Annotated in this window: 19 protein-coding genes; 12 read left to right on the forward strand and 7 right to left on the reverse strand. The window is 54.7% G+C overall.

Going from position 1 to position 23,212, the window contains the following annotated elements; genetic code table 11:
* Positions 1 to 61: 61 nt before the first annotated feature.
* Positions 62 to 1,276, reverse strand: coding sequence for an enolase C-terminal domain-like protein (locus A5774_RS09660; RefSeq protein WP_197490284.1), 1,215 nt, complete (start codon positions 1,274 to 1,276; stop codon positions 62 to 64).
* A 328-nt stretch (positions 1,277 to 1,604) separates the two neighbouring features.
* Here A5774_RS09660 and A5774_RS09665 point away from each other — a divergent pair, with 328 nt between their 5' ends.
* The 6 genes from A5774_RS09665 to A5774_RS09690 all read left to right on the forward strand — a co-directional run bounded on the left by A5774_RS09665 (position 1,605) and on the right by A5774_RS09690 (position 7,576).
* Positions 1,605 to 2,378, forward strand: a complete 774-nt coding sequence (locus tag A5774_RS09665; RefSeq protein ID WP_064834620.1) for an IclR family transcriptional regulator — start codon at positions 1,605 to 1,607, stop codon at positions 2,376 to 2,378.
* Between the two features lie 105 nt (positions 2,379 to 2,483).
* A complete protein-coding gene (locus tag A5774_RS09670) occupies positions 2,484 to 3,269 on the forward strand; it encodes an SDR family oxidoreductase (RefSeq protein WP_027017548.1) in 786 nt (261 codons plus the stop codon).
* A gap of 44 nt (positions 3,270 to 3,313) precedes the next feature.
* A complete protein-coding gene (locus tag A5774_RS09675) occupies positions 3,314 to 4,129 on the forward strand; it encodes an amidohydrolase (RefSeq protein ID WP_021351916.1) in 816 nt (271 codons plus the stop codon).
* Positions 4,130 to 5,014, forward strand: coding sequence for a dihydrodipicolinate synthase family protein (locus A5774_RS09680; protein ID WP_021351917.1), 885 nt, complete (start codon positions 4,130 to 4,132; stop codon positions 5,012 to 5,014).
* Between the two features lie 47 nt (positions 5,015 to 5,061).
* Positions 5,062 to 6,498, forward strand: a complete 1,437-nt coding sequence (aldA, locus tag A5774_RS09685) for an aldehyde dehydrogenase (protein WP_064834622.1) — start codon at positions 5,062 to 5,064, stop codon at positions 6,496 to 6,498.
* A 43-nt stretch (positions 6,499 to 6,541) separates the two neighbouring features.
* Positions 6,542 to 7,576, forward strand: coding sequence for an ABC transporter substrate-binding protein (locus A5774_RS09690; protein WP_021351920.1), 1,035 nt, complete (start codon positions 6,542 to 6,544; stop codon positions 7,574 to 7,576).
* A 77-nt stretch (positions 7,577 to 7,653) separates the two neighbouring features.
* Here the strand turns inward: A5774_RS09690 and A5774_RS09695 are convergent, their stop codons facing one another.
* Positions 7,654 to 10,902: an error-prone DNA polymerase gene (locus A5774_RS09695; RefSeq protein WP_064834624.1), complete on the reverse strand. Its 3,249-nt coding sequence runs from the start codon at positions 10,900 to 10,902 to the stop codon at positions 7,654 to 7,656.
* Between the two features lie 202 nt (positions 10,903 to 11,104).
* Here A5774_RS09695 and A5774_RS09700 point away from each other — a divergent pair, with 202 nt between their 5' ends.
* The 3 genes from A5774_RS09700 (at position 11,105) to A5774_RS09710 (ending at position 13,881) form a co-directional block, all read left to right on the forward strand.
* A complete protein-coding gene (locus A5774_RS09700) occupies positions 11,105 to 12,010 on the forward strand; it encodes a MetQ/NlpA family ABC transporter substrate-binding protein (protein ID WP_021351922.1) in 906 nt (301 codons plus the stop codon).
* Positions 12,011 to 12,133: 123 nt separating this feature from the next.
* Positions 12,134 to 13,210, forward strand: coding sequence for a methionine ABC transporter ATP-binding protein (locus A5774_RS09705; RefSeq protein ID WP_021351923.1), 1,077 nt, complete (start codon positions 12,134 to 12,136; stop codon positions 13,208 to 13,210).
* Positions 13,207 to 13,881: a methionine ABC transporter permease gene (locus A5774_RS09710; RefSeq protein WP_021351924.1), complete on the forward strand. Its 675-nt coding sequence runs from the start codon at positions 13,207 to 13,209 to the stop codon at positions 13,879 to 13,881. The genes A5774_RS09705 and A5774_RS09710 overlap by 4 nt, the downstream gene beginning before the upstream one ends.
* Positions 13,882 to 14,001: 120 nt before the next feature.
* Here the strand turns inward: A5774_RS09710 and arsB are convergent, their stop codons facing one another.
* Positions 14,002 to 15,090, reverse strand: coding sequence for an ACR3 family arsenite efflux transporter (arsB, locus tag A5774_RS09715; protein ID WP_021351925.1), 1,089 nt, complete (start codon positions 15,088 to 15,090; stop codon positions 14,002 to 14,004).
* 103 nt (positions 15,091 to 15,193) lie between these two features.
* Between arsB and A5774_RS11050 the strand changes: the two genes are divergently transcribed.
* A complete protein-coding gene (locus tag A5774_RS11050; protein ID WP_081703730.1) occupies positions 15,194 to 15,541 on the forward strand; it encodes a helix-turn-helix transcriptional regulator in 348 nt (115 codons plus the stop codon).
* Positions 15,542 to 15,601: 60 nt separating this feature from the next.
* The gene (locus A5774_RS09720; RefSeq protein ID WP_064834626.1) at positions 15,602 to 16,633 is read left to right on the forward strand and encodes an ArsO family NAD(P)H-dependent flavin-containing monooxygenase; all 1,032 of its coding nucleotides are present in this window, start codon (positions 15,602 to 15,604) and stop codon (positions 16,631 to 16,633) included.
* Positions 16,634 to 16,647: 14 nt separating this feature from the next.
* On the opposite strand, the gene A5774_RS09725 is transcribed toward A5774_RS09720, so the two are convergent.
* A complete protein-coding gene (locus A5774_RS09725; RefSeq protein ID WP_064834629.1) occupies positions 16,648 to 17,613 on the reverse strand; it encodes a sucrase ferredoxin in 966 nt (321 codons plus the stop codon).
* 248 nt (positions 17,614 to 17,861) lie between these two features.
* On the opposite strand from A5774_RS09725, the gene A5774_RS09730 reads away from it, so the two are divergent.
* On the forward strand, positions 17,862 to 18,458 hold the full coding sequence (locus A5774_RS09730) for a hypothetical protein (protein ID WP_155896216.1): 597 nt from the start codon (positions 17,862 to 17,864) through the stop codon (positions 18,456 to 18,458).
* Here the strand turns inward: A5774_RS09730 and A5774_RS09735 are convergent.
* The 3 genes from A5774_RS09735 to guaA all read right to left on the reverse strand — a co-directional run bounded on the left by A5774_RS09735 (position 18,455) and on the right by guaA (position 23,146).
* Entirely contained in the window at positions 18,455 to 20,119 is a 1,665-nt protein-coding gene (locus A5774_RS09735) for a DNA polymerase Y family protein (RefSeq protein WP_081820534.1), read from the reverse strand. The two genes, A5774_RS09730 and A5774_RS09735, sit on opposite strands and share 4 nt — an antisense overlap.
* Positions 20,120 to 20,917 carry a hypothetical protein gene (locus A5774_RS09740; RefSeq protein WP_051619203.1) on the reverse strand — a complete coding sequence of 266 codons (798 nt, stop codon included), beginning with the start codon at positions 20,915 to 20,917 and terminating at the stop codon, positions 20,120 to 20,122. It lies immediately after the preceding gene.
* Positions 20,918 to 21,571: 654 nt separating this feature from the next.
* Positions 21,572 to 23,146 carry a glutamine-hydrolyzing GMP synthase gene (gene guaA / locus A5774_RS09745; RefSeq protein WP_064834631.1) on the reverse strand — a complete coding sequence of 525 codons (1,575 nt, stop codon included), beginning with the start codon at positions 23,144 to 23,146 and terminating at the stop codon, positions 21,572 to 21,574.
* Positions 23,147 to 23,212: the final 66 nt, after the last annotated feature.

Raw genomic sequence — 23,212 nt, forward strand, 5'->3', positions numbered from 1 at the left:
TCCTTAGAAAATGAAGGCTTAGGCCTTGGGTAGTGGCTCTGGGTGGTGGCGATTTATCCTGTTAGGCACCAGGCGTGTAAAGATATTTCTCTGTGCTGGCCAGAGTCATTTCACAACTGTTTCCCGGTAACAGTGGCGGCATGTAGTTACCGTTTTTGATCACGACCGGGTCCACGAAATGCTCGTGTTGGTTATCGACATATTCGATCAGCCGGTTTTCCAATGTGCATGACACTGACAGATAATCGAACATCGCAAAATGTTGCACGGCCTCGCACAAGCCGACGCCGCCAGCATGCGGCACCACAGGCTTGTTAAATTTATGTGCCAGCAAATACTCGATGAGGAGTTCTTGTGGCCCCGCCACCCGGGTAGCATCTACCTGCATAATTCCGAAGGCATTAGCCTGCAAAAATTGCTTATAGAGGATTCGGGATTGCATCTGCTCGCCGGTTGCTACGGGGATTGGGTCCACGGCGCGGGCAATCGCAGCGTGCCCGAGCACATCATCAGGGCTGGTCGGTTCTTCCACAAACGCGAGATCGAATTCGTGGAATTGTTTAATCCAATCAATTGCCTGTGGGACGTCCCATACCTGATTGGCGTCCACTGCCAAGCGAACGTTGGGACCGATTGCTTCCCTGGCTAGGGCCAACCGACGCAAATCGTCATCAAGGTTCTGGCCGACTTTGAGTTTGATCAGCTGGAAGCCTTTGTCCTGGCTTTCCGTTTTCGCCAATCTGACCATCTTGTCATCGGAATAGCCCAGCCATCCGGCCGCCGTGGAATATCCCGGGTAGCCGTGAGCCAAAAGATTATCGATTCGCTCTTGCTGGCCTCTTTTACCATCTTTTAGGAAAGAGATAGCTTCTTCTGGAGTTAAAGCATCCGTGAGATACCGGAAATCGAGAGTCGCCACCAAGTCGGCTGGATCCATCTCCGCTAATAACCGCCAGAGTGGCACCTCTGCACGTTTAGCTTTCAGGTCCCAGAACGCATTCAGCACTGCACCGATAGCCATATGCTCGACGCCTTTTTCTGGGCCCAGCCAGCGCAGTTGGGAATCATGCACCAGGTCATCCCAGGCACGCTTCATATTGTCGAGGTATGGTTCTATCTCTTGCCCAATAAATCGTTGGCTAAGCGACTCAATAGCTTTACACACGACGTCGTTACCACGTCCGATGGTGAAAACGAAGCCGATACCAGTATGCCCGTCGTCTGCGTCCGTCGAAATTTCTACGTACGCAGAAGAATAATCCGGGTCGGGGTTCATCGCGTCAGAGCCGGAGAGTGACTGCGAGGTTGGAAATCTAAAATCGTAGGTTTTTATCTGCGTGATTCTGGACAATTGTGCCCTCCTTACCGGATGGCTCTGCGCGCACCATGAAGCGTGAAGTTTCACATGGCAGAACCTAGTTCCTAAATTGTGTAGTTAGGAATGTAGTTCAAGTCACGAACATACGCAAGGGGTTGTACAAATTACGTTCAACCTCACACACAAACCACCCATAACAATCGTGCGACAATAGGCATTAGCCCAGCTACTGATGAAGTAATTTTCACCCCATGCCTGCCAATATCCGCGAGGAGCACCCCCAATAATGACTGCGCCGAACGCTCGCCTCACTGCCGCCGACAAAACGTTGCTTGTTTTACAAGCCGCCATTGAGCACGAACGCTTTTCAGACATCGTCACAGCTACCGGATTCGCCAAGGCTACGGTGCACCGAATCCTGCAAACGCTACTTGACTACGAATTTGTCTACCTCGCAAATGATGGGACTTATGCGCCTGGTGTCACCTCACTTCGCCTCGCCAGCCGAGCGTTTAATTCGATTGACATTTCCGAAGTTGCCAACCCAGTACTGACACAGCTTGCCGAAGAAACTGGATACACCGTGCACGTTGGTGCGCTCAACGTCAATGAGGCAATTTACGTCGCCAAACGCCAAGGCCCAACCCCCTACGAGATCCCATCCACAATCGGCAAACGCCTTCCACTCCACTCGACTGCAATTGGAAAGTGCCTACTCGCCGGCATGGATAAGTCAGAACTAGAAAGCGCCATCAGGCAAGCAGGACTCGCTGCACTAACCCCAAACACCATTACCACCCCAGAAGACCTCGACCAGGAAATCGCGGTCGTACGCACCCGTGGCTACAGCTTCGATGATGAAGAAAATGTCCCCGGAATTCGCTGCATTGGTGCACCGATCTTCAACCACTCCGGGAAAGCTACATACGGGATTTCCCTCACCTCCCTGGCAATGGAAAACACATTGAAGCAGGTGGAACGGTTTGCGCCGTTGATCACCGAAGCCGCAGCCGAAATATCACATAATTTGGGTGCACATACGACGAAATATTCCAGCTAGATCACACTAATTGACATTGCGGGTTCCATCTCACATTTTCTTGGGGTACTATGAGAAAAAACATGAAACAGGGTTTCACACCATAGAACCAAAGGATGGTGCAGCATGGACCTTCACCTCGACAAAAAAGTTTTCGTCGTCACCGGTGGCATGGGCGGAATCGGCAAGGCAATCGTATTTGCGCTCGCGCGCGAAGGTGCGGTTCCGGTCATCCTTGATCGCACTCCCCTCAACGACGAATACAGAACCGAAATCGAAAATCTCACGGCAGATTACGCTGCCTACGAGATTGATCTGAATAACACCGACGACATAGCAGGCATTATCGATGATGCCTACCAGCGTTATGGGCATATCGACGGCATCGTAAACAATGCGGGTGCCAACGATAATAAAGCGCTCGAAGAAACTTCCTGGCGTGAGTTTGAACAATCTTTGCATAGCAATCTCACGCATTACTACGAGACCGTTCACGCAGCTCAAAGATACCTGCAAGAATCTGCCGGAGCCATTCTCAATATCGGCTCGAAAACCGCGCTGACCGGCCAAGGAAAAACCTCAGCCTACGCAGCCGCTAAAGGTGCCATCCTAGGCCTGACCCGTGAATGGGCTGCTGCATTAGCTCCCCATGGGGTGCGCGTGAACGCACTCGTCGTCGCAGAAGCATGGACCCCTTTGTACGAAAAGTGGATTAAATCTTTTGGCGATGAAGAGGCTCAACAGAAGCGTCTACAGCTCATCACCAACGAAATTCCCCTGCACAACCGCATGACCACGGTCGAAGAGCTCGCTGATACAGCAGTGTTCTTACTGTCGGACCGGTCTTCGCACACTACCGGCCAGTGGATCCATCCGGATGGTGGCTACGTGCACTTAGACCGGGCTTTGTAAAGCAGGTTGCAACGACAGCTGTAATCGCGAAAACGGTACGGGAAATGACTAATCTGAAGATTTTCGATTCTCACATTCATGTGTGGGATCTTGCAGCCCAACAGCTCGACTGGCTGCAGGGCGTAGATTCCATGTTGCATAGGTCTTTCAGTTTTTCTGACCTTAAGCAGGCTTACAACAACCTGCACGACAAAGGTCTGGAGGACGTCGAACTAGTCGGTGCACTGCATGTGGAAGCCGACGTCGCTGATCCTGTTGACGAAGACGCTCGCATTACATCTTTAATGCAGCAGGAACCGTTACTAAAAGGCTTCGTTACGCATGCTTATTTACACAAAGATTTGCAAGTTACTCTAGGTGCCGCCGGAGTGCGGGAAGTGTTGCATAACGATAACGTACCCCGAGGCCGCTGCTTAGAAAGCAGCTTCGCCGCGGGTTGCAGGAACTTATCTAGCCAAGCAAAGGTTTTCGATCTCTGCATGCGCACCCCGGAATTAGGAGATTTCTCGACAGCCTATGCAGATTGTGCAAATACCCGCGTTGTTATTGACCATTGCGGCAATGCCCAAAATCTCAATGGCGAGTTTGCCAGCAATATGAGAGCTCTAGCCGAACACCCCAATGTGTACTGCAAACTCTCAGGGCTAAGTTACGAATCCACAGCAGATGCCTACCGGCTATTGGAGTTTCTCGGCGAGATCTTCGGCCCGCAAAGACTCATGTTTGCATCAAACTGGCCGGTCATCGGTATTTATACCGAGTTACATACGCATATCACCGCAATACGGAAAGTGTTTGGCGATGATCCTGATGTGTTTTCCAGTACTGCCCGTTCCGTTTATAACTTGAAAGGAAAATAAATGTTTACAGGAGTTTACTGCCCGTCAATAACTCCATTTCACAGCGACGGCAGCATTGATTTTCAGGCTTGGGAAGCCCATCTCGAGCGACTGATTTCCGGAGGCATTTCCGGTGTTTTAATCTTCGGCAGCATCGGTGAGTTCTATGCGTTGAGCACGGAACAAAAGAAGCAGGCTATCGAATTTGTTAGCCAGGTTGTCCAAGGCCGCATGCATTTCTTTATTGGCTCGGGCAGCGCCCGAATAGAAGAAGTCAAAGAACTCAATGCCCATGGTCTGAAACATGGGGCCGATGCTGCAGTTGTCGTCAGCCCATATTATTTTGGCCCCAGCGATGAACTTGCAGTGCAATATTTCACTGAGCTTGCCGACGCTTCTGAGTTGCCCATCGTGCTGTACAACTTCCCCGACCGCACAGGCAATGATCTTTCGGCGGAACTTATCAGCCGGATTGCACAGGCACACCCAAATATCGTCGGGGTAAAAGACACCGTGGATTCCGCAGCCCACACTAGACGGGTAATCCGAGATACCCCAGATAGTTTTTCCGTGCTTTCCGGTTTCGACGAGTACTATTTCCCCAACCGCATCGCAGGGGGCCAGGGCGTTTTGTGTGGACTCACCAATGTCGTTCCGGAGATTTTCGGCGACATGCACCGCGCATATGAGTCTGGCGATTTAGCCGCTGCAGCACAGAATGCGGAAAAGATTGCTGCTCTGATGTCTGTCTACGAGGTAGGTGATCACTTCATCCACACCATAAAACACGCTGTGCGTTATGCCAGCGGCGCAGATTTCAGCACCGCCACGCATGAGCCATATATCGAGCTAACAAGAGCACAGCAGGAAGAAATTGCTCGACTCATTGACACTGCTCGCAGCTAACGCAGTAGTGCAACTAACCCAGTAGTTACACCAACCAAGGAGTTTTCATGTCCAGCTACCAGAACTACATCAACAACGAATTCGTCGCCCCAGCCGAATTCCACGACGTTCTCAACCCGTCGACGGGTGAGGTCATCGCCCAGGCACCAGCTTCCGATGCCGCAGCAGTAGATCAGGCAGTACAAGCAGCCAAGACCGCTCAGGTGGAATGGGCAAAGCTACCTGCCATTGAGCGTGCCGGGTATTTGACCAAGATCGCAGCAGAACTACGCAACCACGTCGACCGTTTCGCTGATTACTTGGTGCGTGAGCAAGGTAAAGCCCGTGGCCTGGCCAAAGTCGAGGTCAGCTTCACTGCCGATTACCTCGACTACATGGCTGGTTTTGCCCGTCGCATTGAAGGCGAAGTCATCCCATCGGATCGCCCAAACGAGTCCATTTTCCTGACCTACCAACCCATTGGCGTCGTCGGTGGCATCTTGCCATGGAACTTCCCGTTCTTCCTCATCGTGCGCAAAATGGCGCCGGCCCTGGTCACCGGCAACACGATCGTCATCAAGCCTTCAGACGAAACCCCCATCAACGCCTTCGAGTTCGCCAAACTGGTCGACGGCATCGGCCTGCCTAAGGGCGTATTCAACATGGTCGGTGGCCGCGGATCTGTCGTGGGTGATGCATTGACCCGCCACAAAGACGTCGACATGATCTCGATGACGGGATCGGTAGCAACCGGCAAGAAAATCATGGCAGCTGCTGCGGAAAACCTCACCCGCGTCAACCTAGAACTCGGCGGTAAGGCACCAGCGATCGTGCTTGCCGACGCCGACCTGGACCTGGCAGCCACCGCCATCTGGAACTCACGCGTGATCAACACCGGCCAGGTCTGCAACTGCGCGGAAGTCGTGCTCGTGGAAGAAGCCGTGCATGATGAGCTCGTCGCCAAGCTGAAGGACAAATTCGAGTCCACCCGCTACGGTGATACTTCCACCGAGGACGAGCTGGACATGGGCCCACTGATCAACCAGGCCGGATTGACGAATGTCAGCGAAATGGTGCAAGCCGCCGTCGACGCCGGCGCCCAGGTGGTGTGTGGCGGTGCCGCTGCTGAGGATAAAGGCAAAGGCTTCTTCTACCAGCCAACGCTGTTGGACGGCGTAGAAAAAGGCGCTGCGATTACCCGCGAAGAAGTCTTCGGTCCTGTTCTACCGGTGGTTACCGTCAAGGATTTGGATGAGGCCATTGAGTTCGCGAACAGCTCGGAATACGGCTTGACCTCATCGGTATATACCGAGAACGTGCACAAAGCCCACAAGGCTGCTCGCGAGCTGCTCTACGGCGAGACCTACATCAACCGCGAAAACTTCGAAGCAATGCAGGGCTTCCACGCTGGCCGTCGCAACTCTGGTATCGGCGGTGCCGATGGCAAGCACGGCATCATGGAATTCGTCGAAACCCACGTAACCTACATCGAATCCAAGATGTAATTCCTAGAGTTTTGGCAGCAGATTTTTTGCTAACGTAATAATTATGAAAAAGATTGTTCCGCTATGTGTAGCTGCTGCCTTGACCCTGAGCGCGTGCTCTTCTGCTGACGAAGCCGCTGATTCTGTCAAAGACGCAGCCTCGGAAGCAGCAAGCACCGCATCCTCGGTTGCTTCGGACGCCGAGAAAACCGCCAACAAGGATGGCGAATCCCGCACTGTGGATACCGAACTCGGCGAGGTAGAAGTACCTGCCGATGTGAAATCCGTCGTGGTGCTGACTGGCAGCCGCGACCTCGATATTGCTCTATCTTTGGAGCTGCCGGTCACCGGTTATCCGAAGGCACCAGAGGCGTTTGATTTGGATTCGCCATTGGCTGCAGAAATCAAACAAGCCGACGAAGATGGCGCAGAAACGCTGTACACCGCTGGTGATGAAGAAGTAGACATCGACGCTGTTAAAAAAGCCGACCCGGACCTAATCATCGGTGCGGTCCAGGATGTCACCCCGATCCACGACGAACTCAAAGAGATCGCCCCGGTTCTGCCAATCGGTGATTTTTCCACCGCTACCTGGCAAGATGATCTGATGCTGGTTGCGTCTGCCACCGGTACTGAAAAAGAGGGTGGCAGCCTGATTGCCGATTATGAGAAACGCGTCGGCAAGCTGTCGGATAAGTACGCCAAGGTCCTGGCGGACAACAAGTTCGCCCCGGTCAGCTACGACGGCGAAGAGTTCGTCATCAACGGAACCCGTTTGCTCTCGCAGATGCTGCAGGACCTCGGCGCGGAACCTTCGAAGGCATTCAACGAAGCCCTGGAGGGTGTCACTGGCAAGTACTCTGTCGATGAGATTGGCGATGAGCTTGCCGACGTCGACGCCTTGGTGGCCCTGGTCAACGAGAAGTCCGTTTGGCAATCGCTGCAGTCGAATGCACAGTTCGGCAAGATTCCAGCGGTGAAGAACGAAGCCGTGGTCCGCTCTGATGAGCAGACCCATGAAGGCGCTTATTACTCCGCAATGCACGCCCTTGATGTCATTGAAGAGCTGCTAGAAATGCTGGATGCAGACAGCAAATAAGCTCAACTGATGCGCTCGACCCGGCTGCATGATCTAGGCTTTCACTGCATAAGTACAGCTCGGCTGCATAAGCTCAGCTACTGAAAATCCCGCGAGCGCACCGCAAGCAACTCACTGATTTCTAGGGGTTCCAGCCGGTCGGCCACCACGGTGGCTGCCCCGCTGGCGTTTTGCACTATCCCGCGCACCACCAAAGCTCTGGCGGTGCGCGCTAGTCTTTTCTGCCTCTTCCACAACCCCGGCGAAACAATAACGTTAATCAGCCCGGTTTCATCTTCCATTCCCAGAAACGTCGACCCGCTAGCGGTATTCGGGCGCTGCCGGTGGGTAATCATGCCTGCCACACGGATACGTTTACCATCCGTAACCCGCAACAAGTCCGCAGCACGAAGCACCTGTTGGCCTGCCAACGCATGCCGCAGCAACTCCATCGGCTGGGTATCCGGGGTTACTCCGGTGCTGGCAAGATCTGCCACCAGCATTTCAAAACCACTCATTCCGGGAAGCGCCGGTGCAGCAATCGCCGAAAGCCCCGGCAACATACCCGGCTGTTCGGTAGCAGCCACACCAGCCACCCATTGCGCTTGCCGACGATCCAGCCCGAGTATTTCCAATGCCCCAGCGCGGGCGAGTGCTTCGACCTCGCGTACTGATGCCCCGGTTCGGCGCACCAGATCGGCTACCGAAGACTGTCGAGACAACGCGGGTTGCGCGGTGACGATAGCTTCGGCGGTAGACGTCGACAAGCCTTTCACAGAACCAAGCCCCAAACGGATGGCCCCGCTGGTCACGCTGGCTTCTACCTGCGAATCCAACACCGAAACTGGCAGGATCTGCACCCCGTGGCGGCGGGCATCCTGAATCAGCGACTGCGGAGAATAAAAACCCATCGGCTGGGCGCGCAGCAGCCCCACACAAAATTCTGCCGGATAGTAGCACTTGAACCAGGCAGAGAAAAACACCAGTGAGGCAAAAGACTGCGAATGCGATTCCGGAAACCCATAAGCTGCAAAGGCTACGATCTTTGACCACAGCTTATAGGCTATTTCTGCCTCGATCTGGTTGGTTTCCCAACATCCGCGCAAAAAGCGTTCTTGCAGCGCGGCCATGCGCTCAGGTGAGCGCTTCGATCCCATCGCCCGGCGGAGATCATCGGCTTCTGTGCCACTAAAACCTGCGGCATCAACCGCGATATGCATTAATTGTTCCTGAAATAATGGAATTCCCAGGGTTTTCGCCAAAGCTTTTTCCAGCACCGGGTGGTCATAGGTGATCTTTTCCAGGCCATCCCGCCGTCGTAAGTACGGGTGCACGGAACCGCCTTGGATCGGCCCAGGGCGGATCAGTGCGACTTCCACCACCAAATCGAAAAAACAGCGAGGTTTTAACCGCGGCAGGGTGTTCAATTGCGCACGTGATTCCACCTGAAATACGCCCACGGCATCAGCCCGGCACAGCATGTCATAAACATTGTGGTCTGCTAAATCGATTTCCCAAAGATTCACGGTATGCCCGTGTTGTTCCTGCACCAGGTCAATCATGTGGTGCAAAGCTTCCAGCATGCCCAGCCCCAGCAAGTCGAATTTCACCAAGCCTGCGCCCGCGCAGCTGTCTTTGTCCCATTGCACGACGCTGCGGCCTTCCATCGCCGCCCACTGCGTGGGCACCACGTCGGTGACTGGCCGGTCGCACAAAACCATGCCCCCGGAATGAATCCCCAAATGGCGTGGTTGTCCCAGGAATTGCTCGGAAAGAGCCACCACATTATCCGGAGGCTCTGTTTTGCCTTGCGCCCAGCTATCTGCGGTGCCTTGGGGGAACCCCAACGCCCGCGCAGCATCACGAACCGCACCTTTCCGGCGGTAGGTAATCACATTAGCCACCTGCGCGGCACGGTCACGCCCGTACGTGGCATAGACGTATTGGATGACTTCTTCCCTACGAGTGGATTCAATATCAAGGTCAATATCTGGTGGACCATCACGGTCTGCCGACAAGAAGCGTTCGAATAGCAGCTGCGCACTGATTGGTTCCGCGTTGGTGATCCCCAGGCTAAAACACACCACGGAATTAGCTGCCGACCCCCTGCCCTGGGCCAAGATGTTCTGTTTCACACAGAAATCAACAATATCCATCACGATCAAAAAATAGCCAGGAAACCCGAGTTTCTCGATAACCCTGAGCTCATGCGCAATCTGGTTTTTAGCTTTCTGATAGACCTGTTCCGGATACGCCTGGTAGCGTTGCCGGGCCCGCTCAAAGGTCAGCTGCCTTAGCCAGCTCATTTCAGTTTCTCCGTCGGGTACAGCAAAATGCGGTAAGCGCGGAGCCACGATATCCCAACTAAAAGCACATTCTGCAGCAATATCGACGGTTTCTTGCAGCAGCTGTTCCCGCCCCGGAGCTAAACGCAGCATGCCACGGCCATCACGCAACCACTGCGCCCCCATCGGGTGCGTGTGCCAACTAGCGGTGTCCAGTGATTCGCGCTGCGCCAACGCGGCTTTCGCACTAGCTAGACGAGTTTCCTTACGGGTAGCAGCATGTGGGCTGGCGCTAATGATGGCACGAAGGCGCGGCCTTCTCCACGTAGTTTCCCCGTTAGTTCCACGTGTTTTAAGACCTTGTGCGGCAGCTACTTGCACCAAATTCTCAGATTCTGCAGTTTTCACCGCCGCAGCAGCGGAATCCAAAGCAGCAAAGTGATCAGCGTCTTCCGGTAATAACTTAGATTCATAGTGTAGAACCAAGCTGTCTATTCCGAAGCATTCGATCAAGGTATCGAGCATACTAAGCCAAGAATAATCCACGAGAATATAGCATTGCCCGGCCAATTGCTCGGCCAAAGATTCCAAGCTTGGATACCGCGGGCGCCGATCATCACTAGCCATATGCGCAGCCGCCATCACCCGAGACAACAGACGGTAGCCTTCCGGGGTGCGCACCAGGACGGTAAGACTGCCATGATCCAGACTCAGCCGAGCACCAAAAATGGTCGGCAAACCAGCTTTAGCTGCAGCTTCCGCAAAGACGATGGAACCATAAAAGCCGTCGTGATCGCAGATACCCAACGCGGTCAAGCCCAGTTGACAGGCACGTTCCACCAGGGCTTCTGGATCCGAAGCTCCCACAAGGAAGCTATAGGAGCTCACCGCAGTTAATTCCGCAAAGGCTGGGCCGTCGGCAAGCTTATACCCTGCAGAATCTTGCGAGTTAGAGACAATATCAGCACGTGCGGGCAGCAATACGGGGGCAGGCACTGGATGCCCAGATAAGATCCTTTCCAAACGGGACCACGGCAGGCCCGCACCACCATTGAAATTCATGAGTGCAACCCTACACAGAAAGCCGCACGGGTGCGTATACATTTTCGAACAAAGCAAAATCTACGCCCCCTTAAACAGCAGCAGTTGAACAAAAATGTAGACAAAGCTGTATAGCGTCTGCTAGATTCCACGTCATTGCATCCGCATGCACCAAGGGCCAAAACTGCATGCTGGAAACTCCCATGAAAGGACCCCACACCCTATGAAGATCCGCCGTATTATTGCAGGCAGCACCGCTGCACTGACCGCAGCCACCCTGGTTGCCTGCTCCAGCGATGACTCCGCCAATTCCGCTAACGGTGAAGGCGGATACTCCAAAGACGACACCATCGTTATCGGCACCACCGATGCTTCGATGCCATCGTGGGCAGTATTCGAAGAAGTCGCAGAAGAGCACGGCTTCAACATCGATCTGCGCAACTTCGCGGAATATTCCACCCCAAACCCAGCGCTAACCCAGGGTGAACTGGATACCAACAAATTCCAGCACCTGATGTACTTGGCACAGCACAACATTGGCTCCGGCGACGACCTGGCGCCACTAGTTTCCACAGAGATCTACCCATTGGGCCTGTACTGGAAGGACGCCGAAAAGCTCGACGTTGACCAGATCGAAGGCGAAGAAATCGCCATCCCGAACGACACCGTGAACCAGGGTCGTGCACTGTTGCTGCTACAGGAAGCTGGCCTGATCAAGCTGACCGGCGATTCCAAGTACACCCCAACCCCGGCTGATATCGACAAAGACGCTTCCAAGGTCACCGTCACCCCGATCGACGCTGCCCAGACCGCACGCTTGTACGGCGAAGGCCGCCCTGCTGTGATCAACAACTCCTTCCTGGAGAAGGCCAACATTGATCCAAAGGAAGCCATCTTCGAAGATGATCCAAATGGTGAAGGCGCCGAGCCGTACATCAACCTATGGGCCGTGCGTGCCGACAACGTCGACGATGCTGTACTGAACGAGCTGGCAGAACTGTGGCACGACGAGCGCGTCGCAGAAGCTGTACGCGAAGAATCCGGCGGCACCGCCGTGCAAATCAAGCGTCCACGCGCAGAACTGCAAGAGATCCTGGACAAGCTGGAAGAGGAACTACAGCAGGGCTAATTCGGAGCACATTCGGGACTCATCCGAATATTTCTAACCAGGCTAGTAACGAAATACGCTTAGTCACGGCTAACATAGCTGCGACTAAGCGTTTTCCGTCTAAGAAGAAATGATGGTTTTTTCGTGGTAAAACACTCGGGCCAAAGCCCTACTAGCGGAAGTGGCGAACGCCGCGGCACCCGCATCGAATTCACCAACGTCGAGAAAGTCTTCGCGAGCAAGAAGAAAGGCTCTGCGAAGGTCACCGCCGTCGACGATGTCACCTTGACCGTTGAGTCCGGTGAAGTCATCGGCATCATCGGCTATTCCGGCGCAGGTAAATCCACCCTGGTGCGCCTGATCAACGGCCTAGATTCACCAACTTCCGGTTCGCTAAAACTCGACGGCACAGAGATCGTCGGCATGTCCGAAGCAAAAATGCGCGGACTACGCCGCAATATCGGGATGATCTTCCAGCAATTCAACCTCTTTAATTCCCGTACCGCAGCCGCAAATATCGAGTTCCCGCTGAAGCTCGCCGGTATCGCAAAAGCCGAACGCAAAAAACGCGTGCAAGAGCTACTCGAATTCGTCGGTCTTGGCGAACGTGGCAACTCCTACCCCGAGCAGCTATCCGGCGGACAAAAACAGCGCGTCGGCATTGCCCGCGCCCTGGCGACAAACCCGTCGCTGTTGCTTGCCGACGAAGCCACCTCCGCACTCGACCCAGAGACTACTCAAGAAATCTTGGAAGTATTGCGGAAAGTCAACCAAGAATTCGGGATCACCATCGTGGTGATTACCCACGAAATGGAAGTCGTGCGCTCCATCGCGGACAAAGTCGCGGTGATGGAAAACGGCTCCGTCGTGGAATACGGCGAGATTTACGAAATCTTTTCTGCACCGAAAACGGACGTCGCCAAGCGATTCGTCGCTACTGCCCTACGCAATGAACCGGACTCTATTGAAGCCGATGACCTACTGGCCCACGACGGGCGCCTGTTCACCATCGAGCTGACCGAAAACTCCGGGTTCTTTGAAGCCGCCGCCACGCTGCGTTCAGGCGGTGGTTCCATCAATATCGTGCACGGTGGCGTCACCACCCTGCAGCAGCAGTCCTTTGGCAAAATGACTGTGCGTCTCAACGGCTCTGATGACACCATCGATGAGTTCTACCGCACCTTATCCCAGCGCACCCACATTGAGGAGATTAAGCGATGATTTCCGCAGCTGATACCAACTGGGACCGCCTGGGCCCCATGTTTTCCGACGCAATCGTCGACACAGTGGTCATGGTTGCTTTCGCCATGGCTGTCGGCGGCATCCTCGGCCTAGTCACCGGCGTTTTCTTATTCACCACCCGCGAAGGCGGGATCCTGCAGAACAAATTCTTCTACACGGTCCTAAACATCCTGGTGAACTTCGTCCGCCCAATCCCCTTCATCATTTTGCTGGCGTTGCTACAACCAGTGACTGTGGGAGTGATCGGCTCCTCCATTGGCCGCGAATCCGCGGCATTTGTGATGGGGATTGCCGCAACCTTCGCCGTCGCCCGTATCGTCGAACAGAACCTAGTCGCGATCGATCCCGGCATTATCGAAGCTGCCCGCGCAATGGGTGCTGGCCCGTGGCGAATCATCACCCGCGTGATCCTCCCCGAAGCCCTGGGGCCATTGGTCCTGGGTTACACCTTCATCTTCATCGCGATTGTCGACATGTCCGCCATGGCCGGTTACGTCGGCGGCGGCGGTTTGGGTGACTTCGCCATCGTCTACGGACACCGCGCCTTCAACTACGAGGTCACACTGGTTGCTACTGCCGTGATCATCCTGATGGTGCAGGCCGCGCAGTTCTTCGGCAACTGGTTGTCCAAAAAGATCATGCGCCGCTAAATCATCTGGCGCTAGATCATGCACCGCTAGTGTCCGCACCCTTTACTACCACCCAGCCCGGCTTAATCGCCGGGCTTTTTCCATACGAACAGCACGTCATTAAACACAGCTGCAGTCAGGTTACTGTCCGGTAGTCGGCGTGGTCATACCCGGCAAGGTTGCGTCACCAGGGAAAAGCCTTGGCCCAACCCACAACATGACGTAAACCAACCCGACAAGCACAGGAATCTCGACCATCGGACCTATTGTTCCAGCTAACGCTTGTGCGGAATGCGCTCCGAAAGTACCGATGGATACGGCAATAGCCAATTCGAAATTATTTCCGGCAGCTGTAAACGACACCGACGAAGACTGCGCATAATTCATCCCCACCAGTTTTGAAACAACCAACGACACAGCAAACATCCCAACAAAATAAAGCAGCAATGGGACGGCTACACGAACTACTGCCGTCGGTTGCGCTGCAATGTGTTCACCTTGCAGGGAAAACAATAAAACGATGGTGTACAACAGCCCAAGCAGCGCCAATGGTGAAATAGCTGGCAAAAATTTCGTTTCATACCATTGCCGCCCTTTGATATTTTCTCCCACACCCCGGGACAAAGCACCAGCAACCAGAGGCACTCCGAGGAACACCAACACAGAACTCACGATGGTCCAGAAGGAAAACTCCACTTCGCTGGCACCCAGCCCCAACCATTGGGGTAATACTTGCAGATAAAACCAGCCAAGCAGCCCGAACATAAGTACCTGAAATACAGAGTTAATAGCCACCAAAACAGCTGTAGCTTCCCGGTCACCACAGGATAGATCTGACCACACCAGCACCATTGCAATGCACCTGGCCAAGCCAACGATGATTAATCCAGTACGAAGTTCCGGCTGATCAGGTAAGAAAAACCACGCCAATGCAAACATGAAGGCTGGCCCCACCAGCCAATTAAGCACGATTGATACTGTCATCAACCGCTTATCTGCAACGATCTTGCGGGTTTTATCGTAACGAACTTTCGCTAGAGGCGGGTACATCATCACCAGCAAACCGAGTGTAATAGGCAAAGAAATGCCACCTACTTCTAGCCGCGCCAGCGTTTCTCCGATTCCCGGCATCGTGCGCCCCAGGAGTAGTCCAACACCCATCGCGACGAGGATCCATACCGGTAAAAATCGATTCAACCAGGACATACGCGGACGTTGGGCAACGGTCATAAAACTCCTTAAAAACAATTCTGAGCATCAAGCCAGAATCCTAAACTTATATCGATAGCTATCAATATTTTATATCGATAGCCGTCAATATAAAATAGTTGTTATGACCTCCCCAGAGACTCTCCCGCTGACTGATCTCACCTCCTGTTGTTCCCTGGGATCTGGCCTTTTGACCAAAAGTGAAGCTGAACGCTATTCCATTCTGTTCACAGCGCTGTCCGATCCCACCCGCCTACGATTACTCTCGCGGCTAGCTGCGGAGGGATGCGAACCAGTTAGCGTCGCAGAGTTAACAGAATTATCAGGGTTGAGCCAACCTACCGTATCCCATCATTTAGCACGCTTAACCGAGGTCGGCTTATTGACCAAGGTACGAATCGGCCGTACGGTCACCCACCGCGTGCGTCCACAGCTTTTCGCAGAACTACGTACCGTCCTGCAGATCGGATAGAACTAAGCAAACAGCAACGGCGACACGATGGAAGGCAAGACATCGCAAGGGACAAAATCTATGAATACGGCCGGCACACGCGCTCACGAACGCAACCCCAACATTGACCACCACGAAGCCATCATTATTGGAGGGGGCCAAGCCGGCCTAGCTACCGCATACTATCTACTGCGCGCTGGGGTCGACACCCTCGTTCTGGATGATCAAGACGCCCCTGGTGGGGCATGGCGTCACGTATGGCCGTCGATGACCTTGTTTTCCACCGCGAGTTTTTCCAATCTTCCGGGCAAACCCATGCCAGAATACGACGGCTTCCCTCCGGCTGACCACGTCGTTGCTTATTTGGACGATTATGAGCAGCGCTACCGGGTCCCCGTCGAGCGCCCTGTACACGTTGACCAGGTAGAACGGAAAGACGACGGCTACCACGTTTTTGCTGGCGAGCAGTCCTGGACCGCAACACACATCGTCGCTGCCACTGGAACCTGGTCTAGCCCTTTTGTTCCGCATTACCCAGGCACGTTTGACGGCACCCAGTGGCATTCCGCGAATTATCCCGGGCCGGAGCCCTTCCGCGATTCTTCTGTCGCTGTAGTAGGTGCCGGAAACTCTGCGGCACAAATAGCCGCCGAACTCACCGACTATGCCGATGTCACCTGGTACACCCGGAATGAACCACGGTGGATGCCTGATGATGTCGATGGCCGCGTGTTATTTCGCCGCAACAGAAAGCGAGCCCTAGCCATGCAACGCGGTGACAAAGACCCTGGGGCTGATAGCAACCTGGGCGACATCGTCGCACTGCCGAAAGTGCGCGAGGCTCGTGACTCCGGGCGGTTGCAGGCAACCCCCATGTTCGACTCACTCGATGAGGTAAGCACCGATCACCTTATTTGGTGCACAGGTTTCCGCCCGGCACTAAAACCGATTCGCCATCTGCTCAATGGCACGACACCAAAATACACCGATCTACACTTAGTCGGTTACGGTGACTGGACTGGCCCCGGGTCAGCAACGATCACCGGAGTCGGCCCCTTTGCCAAAGAAACCGCACGGAAAATCGCAACCACATTCGGGAAAGAAGTGAAATAGCCGGCGCGAAAATATCAGGACGCCGCTAAATCAGTGACCGCCCAGCCCGGCTTCGTCGCAGGGTTTTTCCCGCAGGAAGCCACGACACCGTCGAAAAGCTGCTGTTCCAACGCAACCCGCCAGGTACGGCCGTCGCGGTGTACAACTTCCACCACGCACAAGTCTGCACCGGGGCCACTGGTCCCGCTAGATTCGCCGGGGGCACCGGTGGCACGTTCTGCAACCTGCCGAGCATAAACCAAGTCCTGGTAGTGCACATGCTCACCGGCGGCTAACAATTCACCGGCCACCGCTACTTCCGCGGCCTGGCTCGGCTCATCGTAGATTCCCCGCCCACGGTTGGCGGGATGAAAATACTTGCCTTCCAGTGCCGCCTGTAAAAGTTCACCACCAGCCTGCTCATTCAGCCGTCCAAAGCTATAGCCCCACGGCAGCAACAGCATCGCCGGCGCAAACCTGTGACCTTTAGTGTGCGAGGTTTCCCAGACCACATCACCGGTAGGCGATTTCTTTTCCAAGTATGCAGCCAGCGGACGCCCTTTCACCGCGCAGCAAACGTCGCGTTTAGCGTGTGTGCATACCAGGAGCAGTGGATCGCGGCTGGGGCGGGCAGCAAATTGTTTATTGTTCCCCGGCCCTGTCAGATCCAGTTGCAGAATATCTTCCGGCCCACCGATATAAAGTATCTCCGTATATGCCTGCTCCGGATACACCAAATACACCCGGTGCTGTCGGGGCATCTGGTGCCCGGCGCGACCAGGTTTGCGGATGAGCTGAAAACCGACCCCAGAACCCAAGTGCTCTTTGATTTTCTTGGAGAGCTCCGCGCCGAAGGTATCACCATCAAGTACGTCATGACTCCAACCGGCGGGCCATTCAAAAACCACATACATCCGGTCGCGTTTAGCGGTACCGGGCAATGGTTCTATTTGCACATCAGAACATCGTGGATTGTGGTTCCGGGATTCAGGTTCAGTCATACCCCCAGCCTAGAACACAATTAGGCAACGATTTGGTTGAGTCTTTCTATCGCTTTGCTCTTGTACGCTGATTGTCTTGGCCCCCAGTATTGTGGGCGACTACGGTAATGAATATGGTTTCCCGGAAGCGATACGTGCCAGGCTTAGCTACTGCGGTAGCAAGCTGTATGCTGTTGGGCGCGTGCACGGATTCCGGGACGAATGTTGCCGGGATGGGGTTCGGGGGGCACCGGCCTGATAACGATTCTGTGAATTCACATCCCGCACACACGGATGCTTCTGGTAAAGCGCAGAAAGGAAGCTCAAGTTCCGACGGTGCGCTTACCCCACGAACTCCAGCCTCGCCACAGCCTGAGCATTCGGCACCGGCTGGTTTGACGGCTCTTGGCGATACTAATGGCGCGCCAAAAACGGAGCGTTTGGAGGCACCGGCCCAATTGGCTGTCACGGATATCCGCATTGCTGGGCATGATGATTTCGATCGTGTGGTTTTTGAAATGGCGGGCAACGGCATGCCGGGCTGGTACGTCTCTTATACCGAACAGCCCTTCTACCAAGGCTCCGGCCGCACTGTGGATATGGAGCATTTGGTGGCCTTGAACATCAATATCGACGGCGTGGTGCGCTCGGATGAGGTTGCAAAGGATCTTCCCAGCCCAGATTATGCGGAGGTAGCCAAATTAGAGTCTGATCTGGGCAAGCAGCTCGGCGTCGTCAAGGAGTTCATCCCTGGTGGTATGCATGACGGCCGTGCCCAGTATTTCCTGGGGTTGGATATGAAACAGCCATTTTCGGTACAGGTTTTACGGGGACCGACGCGGCTGGTCATTGATATTTTGCATTAGTACATGGCTTCGATACGCCAAGCACGGTGTTGCCACACTAAGAGCCACGCTTTTGGATGCTGATCACCGGTGTTCTTGCCGACGAGCTGCATCCGCGCTAGCCGCTGGCTTTCATCAAAAATCTCGCTTTCCCACCATCCGGTATCCACGGGCCATGGCACCGACCAACCAAGCACCTGGAATTTCTTTTTTCCCCAGGACATGCCGGCGGGATCGGCACTCAATAGTGCCTCTGCGGTGACAAAAACCGGGTTTCCGTGTTTATCCACCAAGCGCACTCGGCTGACGGGGTGGTCCAGCCCGCCGCCCAGTCGCGTTGGTAATGGGGAGGGGATGGCACCGATCCATTCTGCACTGTGCCGGCCAGGTTCCCGAATATTTTCTGCAGCCTGCCCATAGGGCAAAAAGCGCACCCGCTCGGCAACTCCCCTGCCGCCAACAGCATGCGGTTGTTGTACGGCATCAAAACCGAGCATTGACTGCAAACGAGAAACCACGGTCACGGTGGTTTCTTCTGCCACAGCGGTATCGGCTTCGATGATAGATCCGGTGTTTGTTGGTATTTGAGTTTCTAGTGGAGTCAAAGACAATTCCACGATTGCTCCGGCGCCGCCACTGGAGAGCCACCCATCAAGCTGCCAACGTACGCGTTCGGCAGTGGCATGCTCTGTCAGCGCAGTGGTGGTGCGCCAAATCTTCGAGATCGTCGTACCGTCGTCGGTTTCTGCAGCAATCTTGATGCGCACGCAATTCAGCCCCTGCGTGGCCAGCTGTTGGTGCACCTGGTCGGCGAGCATGCGCGCGATGAAGGCTGCTTCGTCGACGCGTGTGATGGGTGCTTCCGGTGTGATAGAAGCTGACAAATCCAGTTCCACTGCACCAGGAGCAACTTTGCGTTGTTGTTGTGCGCTAGCGATGCGATGGCAGTGCAACCCTGCGCTGCCAAAACGAGTACTAATGGCAGTGGTTGGCAGTTCGGTGAGCTCACCCAGGGTAGAAATGCCGAGTCCAGCAAGGGTTTCTACAGTGTCTTTTTGACAGCCCAATGCAGGTTCTGCGAGCAGGACGGACAACGGTTGCTGGTATAAGAATGCAACAGAATCACCGGGTTGAACGACGGCTCCAAGCACACGGTGCCGGGCAGCAATAATGGCAGTGGGTAACTCGTCGGCAGCCCCAGCGGTGGCATCGATTCCCTCGTGTGCAGCAGCATCAATGAAATGTTCCAAGGCAGCTTGCTCACTGCCGTAGAAACGCGTGGCGGCAGTCAGATTCAGTGCAACCATCCCCGGGCGTAGCACCTCAAGGGATGCAGAGACATTCTCCAGTTCCTCGACAATGGTGCTAAACAAGCGCCCGTCGCGTTGCGGGTCAGTATCACGCACCACCATAGATGGACAGAGCGCTTGAGCTGCCCGCAATTTCATGCCCCGGCGCACCCCATGACCGCGGGCTTTATCGCAGCACGCTGTGATGCGGTGATTACTAGCCAGTGCAATAGCCGGGCTTTCTGGGCTGATACCGTGGCGAGTTTCTTCCAAAAGCGCTGCCTGGACGGGCCAGTCCGGAAACCACAGCACGGCGATGCGGTTGTCTCCCCTGCGGGCATGCTGTTGTCTCTCTACTGCAGGCTGAATGCGAGACGGAACCGCGGCAGTCATTTACTGCACCGCCTGTAGTGGTTCGGCGCTGCTAGGTACGGCGCTGGAGCGCGCACCACACGTGAGCATGACAGGCCCATTCCTGTGGGTTTTGCTGTAGGAGCTGACCGCAATTTCTGTATTTCGGATGCGCCCAGTACCGCAACCGATGCCAGAAAAACCAGTGACCTGAGCATTAATTGTCAGTGCCGGTGAGGGTACTTGTACACCAACAGTGAGCACAGCCGCCCCACCCTTGCGGACTTTCGCCAGCAACGGGCGTGCTTGCGTAGGACTCAAAGTCTGGGTGCGCGGGCTGCGGTAAATCAGCACATCTACACCTTCTGCCAGCACGCCGAGCACCGTGATCCACTCCCTACCCGGGTTGGGAACCGTGATGATTTTGGAGAGATCCCCGCTTTCCGCGACCTGTGCCAGGGAAAGTTCTGACCAGTTCACAATAGCGATTGTTTTTCCCTGTGCGCTAATTTGTGCGATAAGTTCAGAGACGAGTGCAGGGCAATCACTACAATGAGATACAGAGTTTTTCGGCAACCCACCGGTGGAAATAACACCAGCGAGCTGACCAGACAATTCCACCACACGATATAGATCTGCAGAAGATTCATTTCCATCAGAAACGGAATCATTACTGAGCAGACGCGGTTTTTGTTGAACAGGAGTTAAGTTTGCTGCGGACTCTAAACCAGCAATTCTATTCCGTAATGACGCCACACGCTCCGCACGCACGTCGGCAGGAACAGCCACAGAACCATCCTGCAACCGCCCACCTTGCGCACGAATACCTGTTTGAGCCATAGCGACAGTATGGCACAGGTTTTCTAAACGCGCAATCATGTTCGAACACTTGGGGGTATCACACCTAGATAAATGGACAAGCTATCTTAGCCTGATGGATCTACATGACAACGAGTGCTGCATCTTAGCGATCAGTCAAAATAAGACATTAAGTAACCCTGGGGCTATCAAGAATCTCACATTTCCAATGTGTAGACCCAGAAAATCAGATTATTTTCCATACACCCTATCCTTACCTAAAGTTTAATTATTGAAAAGATTAGGCAAAGTTTAATAAAATAATCTTACCCAAGAGGGGTTTCTGCATAAGCACAGCGTTGTCAAGCCCACTGACTGGGAGGAAAAATGAGAAATCTAGTGGCGGCAGTATCTTTTGGTACTATTCAAAGCCAGGCTCATGCCGAAATTTCGGGAATTCGTGAGAATTGCTTTTAAAAAAAATGCGGATTCATAACATTGCATCCATAGTGCTAGCGTTAATTGCTATCATATTGACTATTACCGAAATAGCTTCGACATTAGCGACGATGGCAATAGCGACACTAGCACTGATCGTTTTCATCTCCGGAGCTGAGACTCGAAAGCGCTAACGCCAAATGCCTGAAGAAAGCTGAGATCTAAACTAGCTTCAGGCCCAGCATTTTCAACTACTCCTTATTCCCACTCGATGGTTCCCGGTGGCTTCGAGGTCACGTCGACGACCACTCGGTTAACCTCCGCAACCTCGTTGGTAATGCGCGTCGAGATCGTCTCCAACACCTCATACGGCACGCGAGTCCAGTCGGCAGTCATCGCATCCTCCGACGACACCGGGCGCAGCACAATCGGGTGACCGTAGGTACGGCCATCGCCCTGCACACCGACAGAGCGCACGTCGGCAAGCAAGACCACCGGACACTGCCAGATCTCGGCATCCATACCGGCGGCAGTCAACTCCTCACGGGCAATCAGATCGGCAGCACGCAAGGTTTCCAAACGATCCGCGGTGACCTCGCCAATGATGCGGATGCCCAAACCAGGGCCCGGGAACGGCTGGCGCGAAACAATCTCATCCGGCAAGCCCAACTCGCGGCCCACCGCGCGAACCTCGTCCTTAAACAGCAAACGCAGCGGCTCCACCAGCTCGAATTCCACGTCATCTGGCAAACCACCGACGTTGTGGTGCGATTTAATATTCGCAGTACCCGATCCCCCGCCGGATTCCACAACATCCGGATACAACGTGCCCTGCACTAAGTAGTCCACGGAAGCGCCCTCTGGAGCATCATCCAGCACGCCTGCCACCGCGCGCTCGAAGGAACGGATGAATTCCGCACCAATCGCCTTGCGTTTGGCCTCCGGCTCAGTCACACCGGCCAGCTTGCGCAAGAAAGCCTCGCGTTCGTCGACGGTCACCAGGCGCGCACCGGTAGCGGCAACGAAGTCCTGCTCCACCTGCTCACGCTCACCGGAACGCAACAAACCATGATCAACGAACACACAAGTCAGACGGTCACCAATCGCGCGCTGCACCAGTGCCGCAGCCACCGCGGAATCCACGCCACCGGACAGACCGCAAATAGCGCGGCCTTCGCCGATCTGGGCGCGAACATCAGCCACCAAAGACTCCGCAATAGCACCCGGGGTCCACGTCGGCTGCAAGCCCGCAACCTGCGTCAAAAAACGCTCCAGCACTTGCTGACCATGCGGGCTGTGCAACACCTCAGGGTGGTACTGCACACCGGCCATCTTCTTTTCCAAGCACTCGAACGCCGCCACCGGCGCACCCTCAGAAGTAGCAGTAACGTCGAAGCCTTCCGGAGCCTTTGAGACAGAATCGCCATGCGACATCCACACCTTGTGGGTCTCTGCCAGGCCCTCGTGCAGCACACCGCAGCCGTCGGCAAGCGTCAAATCCGTACGGCCATACTCGCGCTTACCGGTCTGGGCGACAGTGCCGCCCAACGCGTGCGTCATCGCTTGGAAGCCGTAGCAAATACCGAAAACCGGCACCCCCAGCTCCAGCAATTCTGGCTGCAACGACGGTGCACCATCGGCATACACGGAGCTCGGGCCACCAGTGAGCACCAGGGCAACCGGGTTTTTCTCCCGGAACTGCGCAATCGGCGCATCGTGGGCGATGACCTCGGAATACATCTGCGCCTCGCGCACACGACGCGCGATCAGCTGCGCGTATTGCGCACCGAAGTCGACAACAAGGACAGGACGTGGAGTTGCTGCATCAGTCACGCCCCATAGTTTAACTCACTGCGACAACCTAGATGACGCACACTGTTATTTAGTGCTCGGCTGACA

The organism is Corynebacterium sp. EPI-003-04-2554_SCH2473622, assembly GCF_001665955.1.
Classification (GTDB): Bacteria; Actinomycetota; Actinomycetes; order Mycobacteriales; family Mycobacteriaceae; genus Corynebacterium; species Corynebacterium pseudodiphtheriticum.

What these genes read in the sequence shown, in the direction of transcription:
- A5774_RS09660 (WP_197490284.1), bottom strand. Translation starts at nt 1,276, where the DNA reads ATGAACCCCGACCCGGATTATTCTTCTGCGTACGTAGAAATTTCGACG.
- A5774_RS09665 (WP_064834620.1), top strand. Translation starts at nt 1,605, where the DNA reads ATGACTGCGCCGAACGCTCGCCTCACTGCCGCCGACAAAACGTTGCTT.
- A5774_RS09670 (WP_027017548.1), top strand. Translation starts at nt 2,484, where the DNA reads ATGGACCTTCACCTCGACAAAAAAGTTTTCGTCGTCACCGGTGGCATG.
- A5774_RS09675 (WP_021351916.1), top strand. Translation starts at nt 3,314, where the DNA reads ATGACTAATCTGAAGATTTTCGATTCTCACATTCATGTGTGGGATCTT.
- A5774_RS09680 (WP_021351917.1), top strand. Translation starts at nt 4,130, where the DNA reads ATGTTTACAGGAGTTTACTGCCCGTCAATAACTCCATTTCACAGCGAC.
- aldA (WP_064834622.1), top strand. Translation starts at nt 5,062, where the DNA reads ATGTCCAGCTACCAGAACTACATCAACAACGAATTCGTCGCCCCAGCC.
- A5774_RS09690 (WP_021351920.1), top strand. Translation starts at nt 6,542, where the DNA reads ATGAAAAAGATTGTTCCGCTATGTGTAGCTGCTGCCTTGACCCTGAGC.
- A5774_RS09695 (WP_064834624.1), bottom strand. Translation starts at nt 10,902, where the DNA reads ATGAATTTCAATGGTGGTGCGGGCCTGCCGTGGTCCCGTTTGGAAAGG.
- A5774_RS09700 (WP_021351922.1), top strand. Translation starts at nt 11,105, where the DNA reads ATGAAGATCCGCCGTATTATTGCAGGCAGCACCGCTGCACTGACCGCA.
- A5774_RS09710 (WP_021351924.1), top strand. Translation starts at nt 13,207, where the DNA reads ATGATTTCCGCAGCTGATACCAACTGGGACCGCCTGGGCCCCATGTTT.
- arsB (WP_021351925.1), bottom strand. Translation starts at nt 15,090, where the DNA reads ATGACCGTTGCCCAACGTCCGCGTATGTCCTGGTTGAATCGATTTTTA.
- A5774_RS11050 (WP_081703730.1), top strand. Translation starts at nt 15,194, where the DNA reads ATGACCTCCCCAGAGACTCTCCCGCTGACTGATCTCACCTCCTGTTGT.
- A5774_RS09720 (WP_064834626.1), top strand. Translation starts at nt 15,602, where the DNA reads ATGAATACGGCCGGCACACGCGCTCACGAACGCAACCCCAACATTGAC.
- A5774_RS09725 (WP_064834629.1), bottom strand. Translation starts at nt 17,613, where the DNA reads ATGACTGAACCTGAATCCCGGAACCACAATCCACGATGTTCTGATGTG.
- A5774_RS09735 (WP_081820534.1), bottom strand. Translation starts at nt 20,119, where the DNA reads ATGACTGCCGCGGTTCCGTCTCGCATTCAGCCTGCAGTAGAGAGACAA.
- A5774_RS09740 (WP_051619203.1), bottom strand. Translation starts at nt 20,917, where the DNA reads ATGGCTCAAACAGGTATTCGTGCGCAAGGTGGGCGGTTGCAGGATGGT.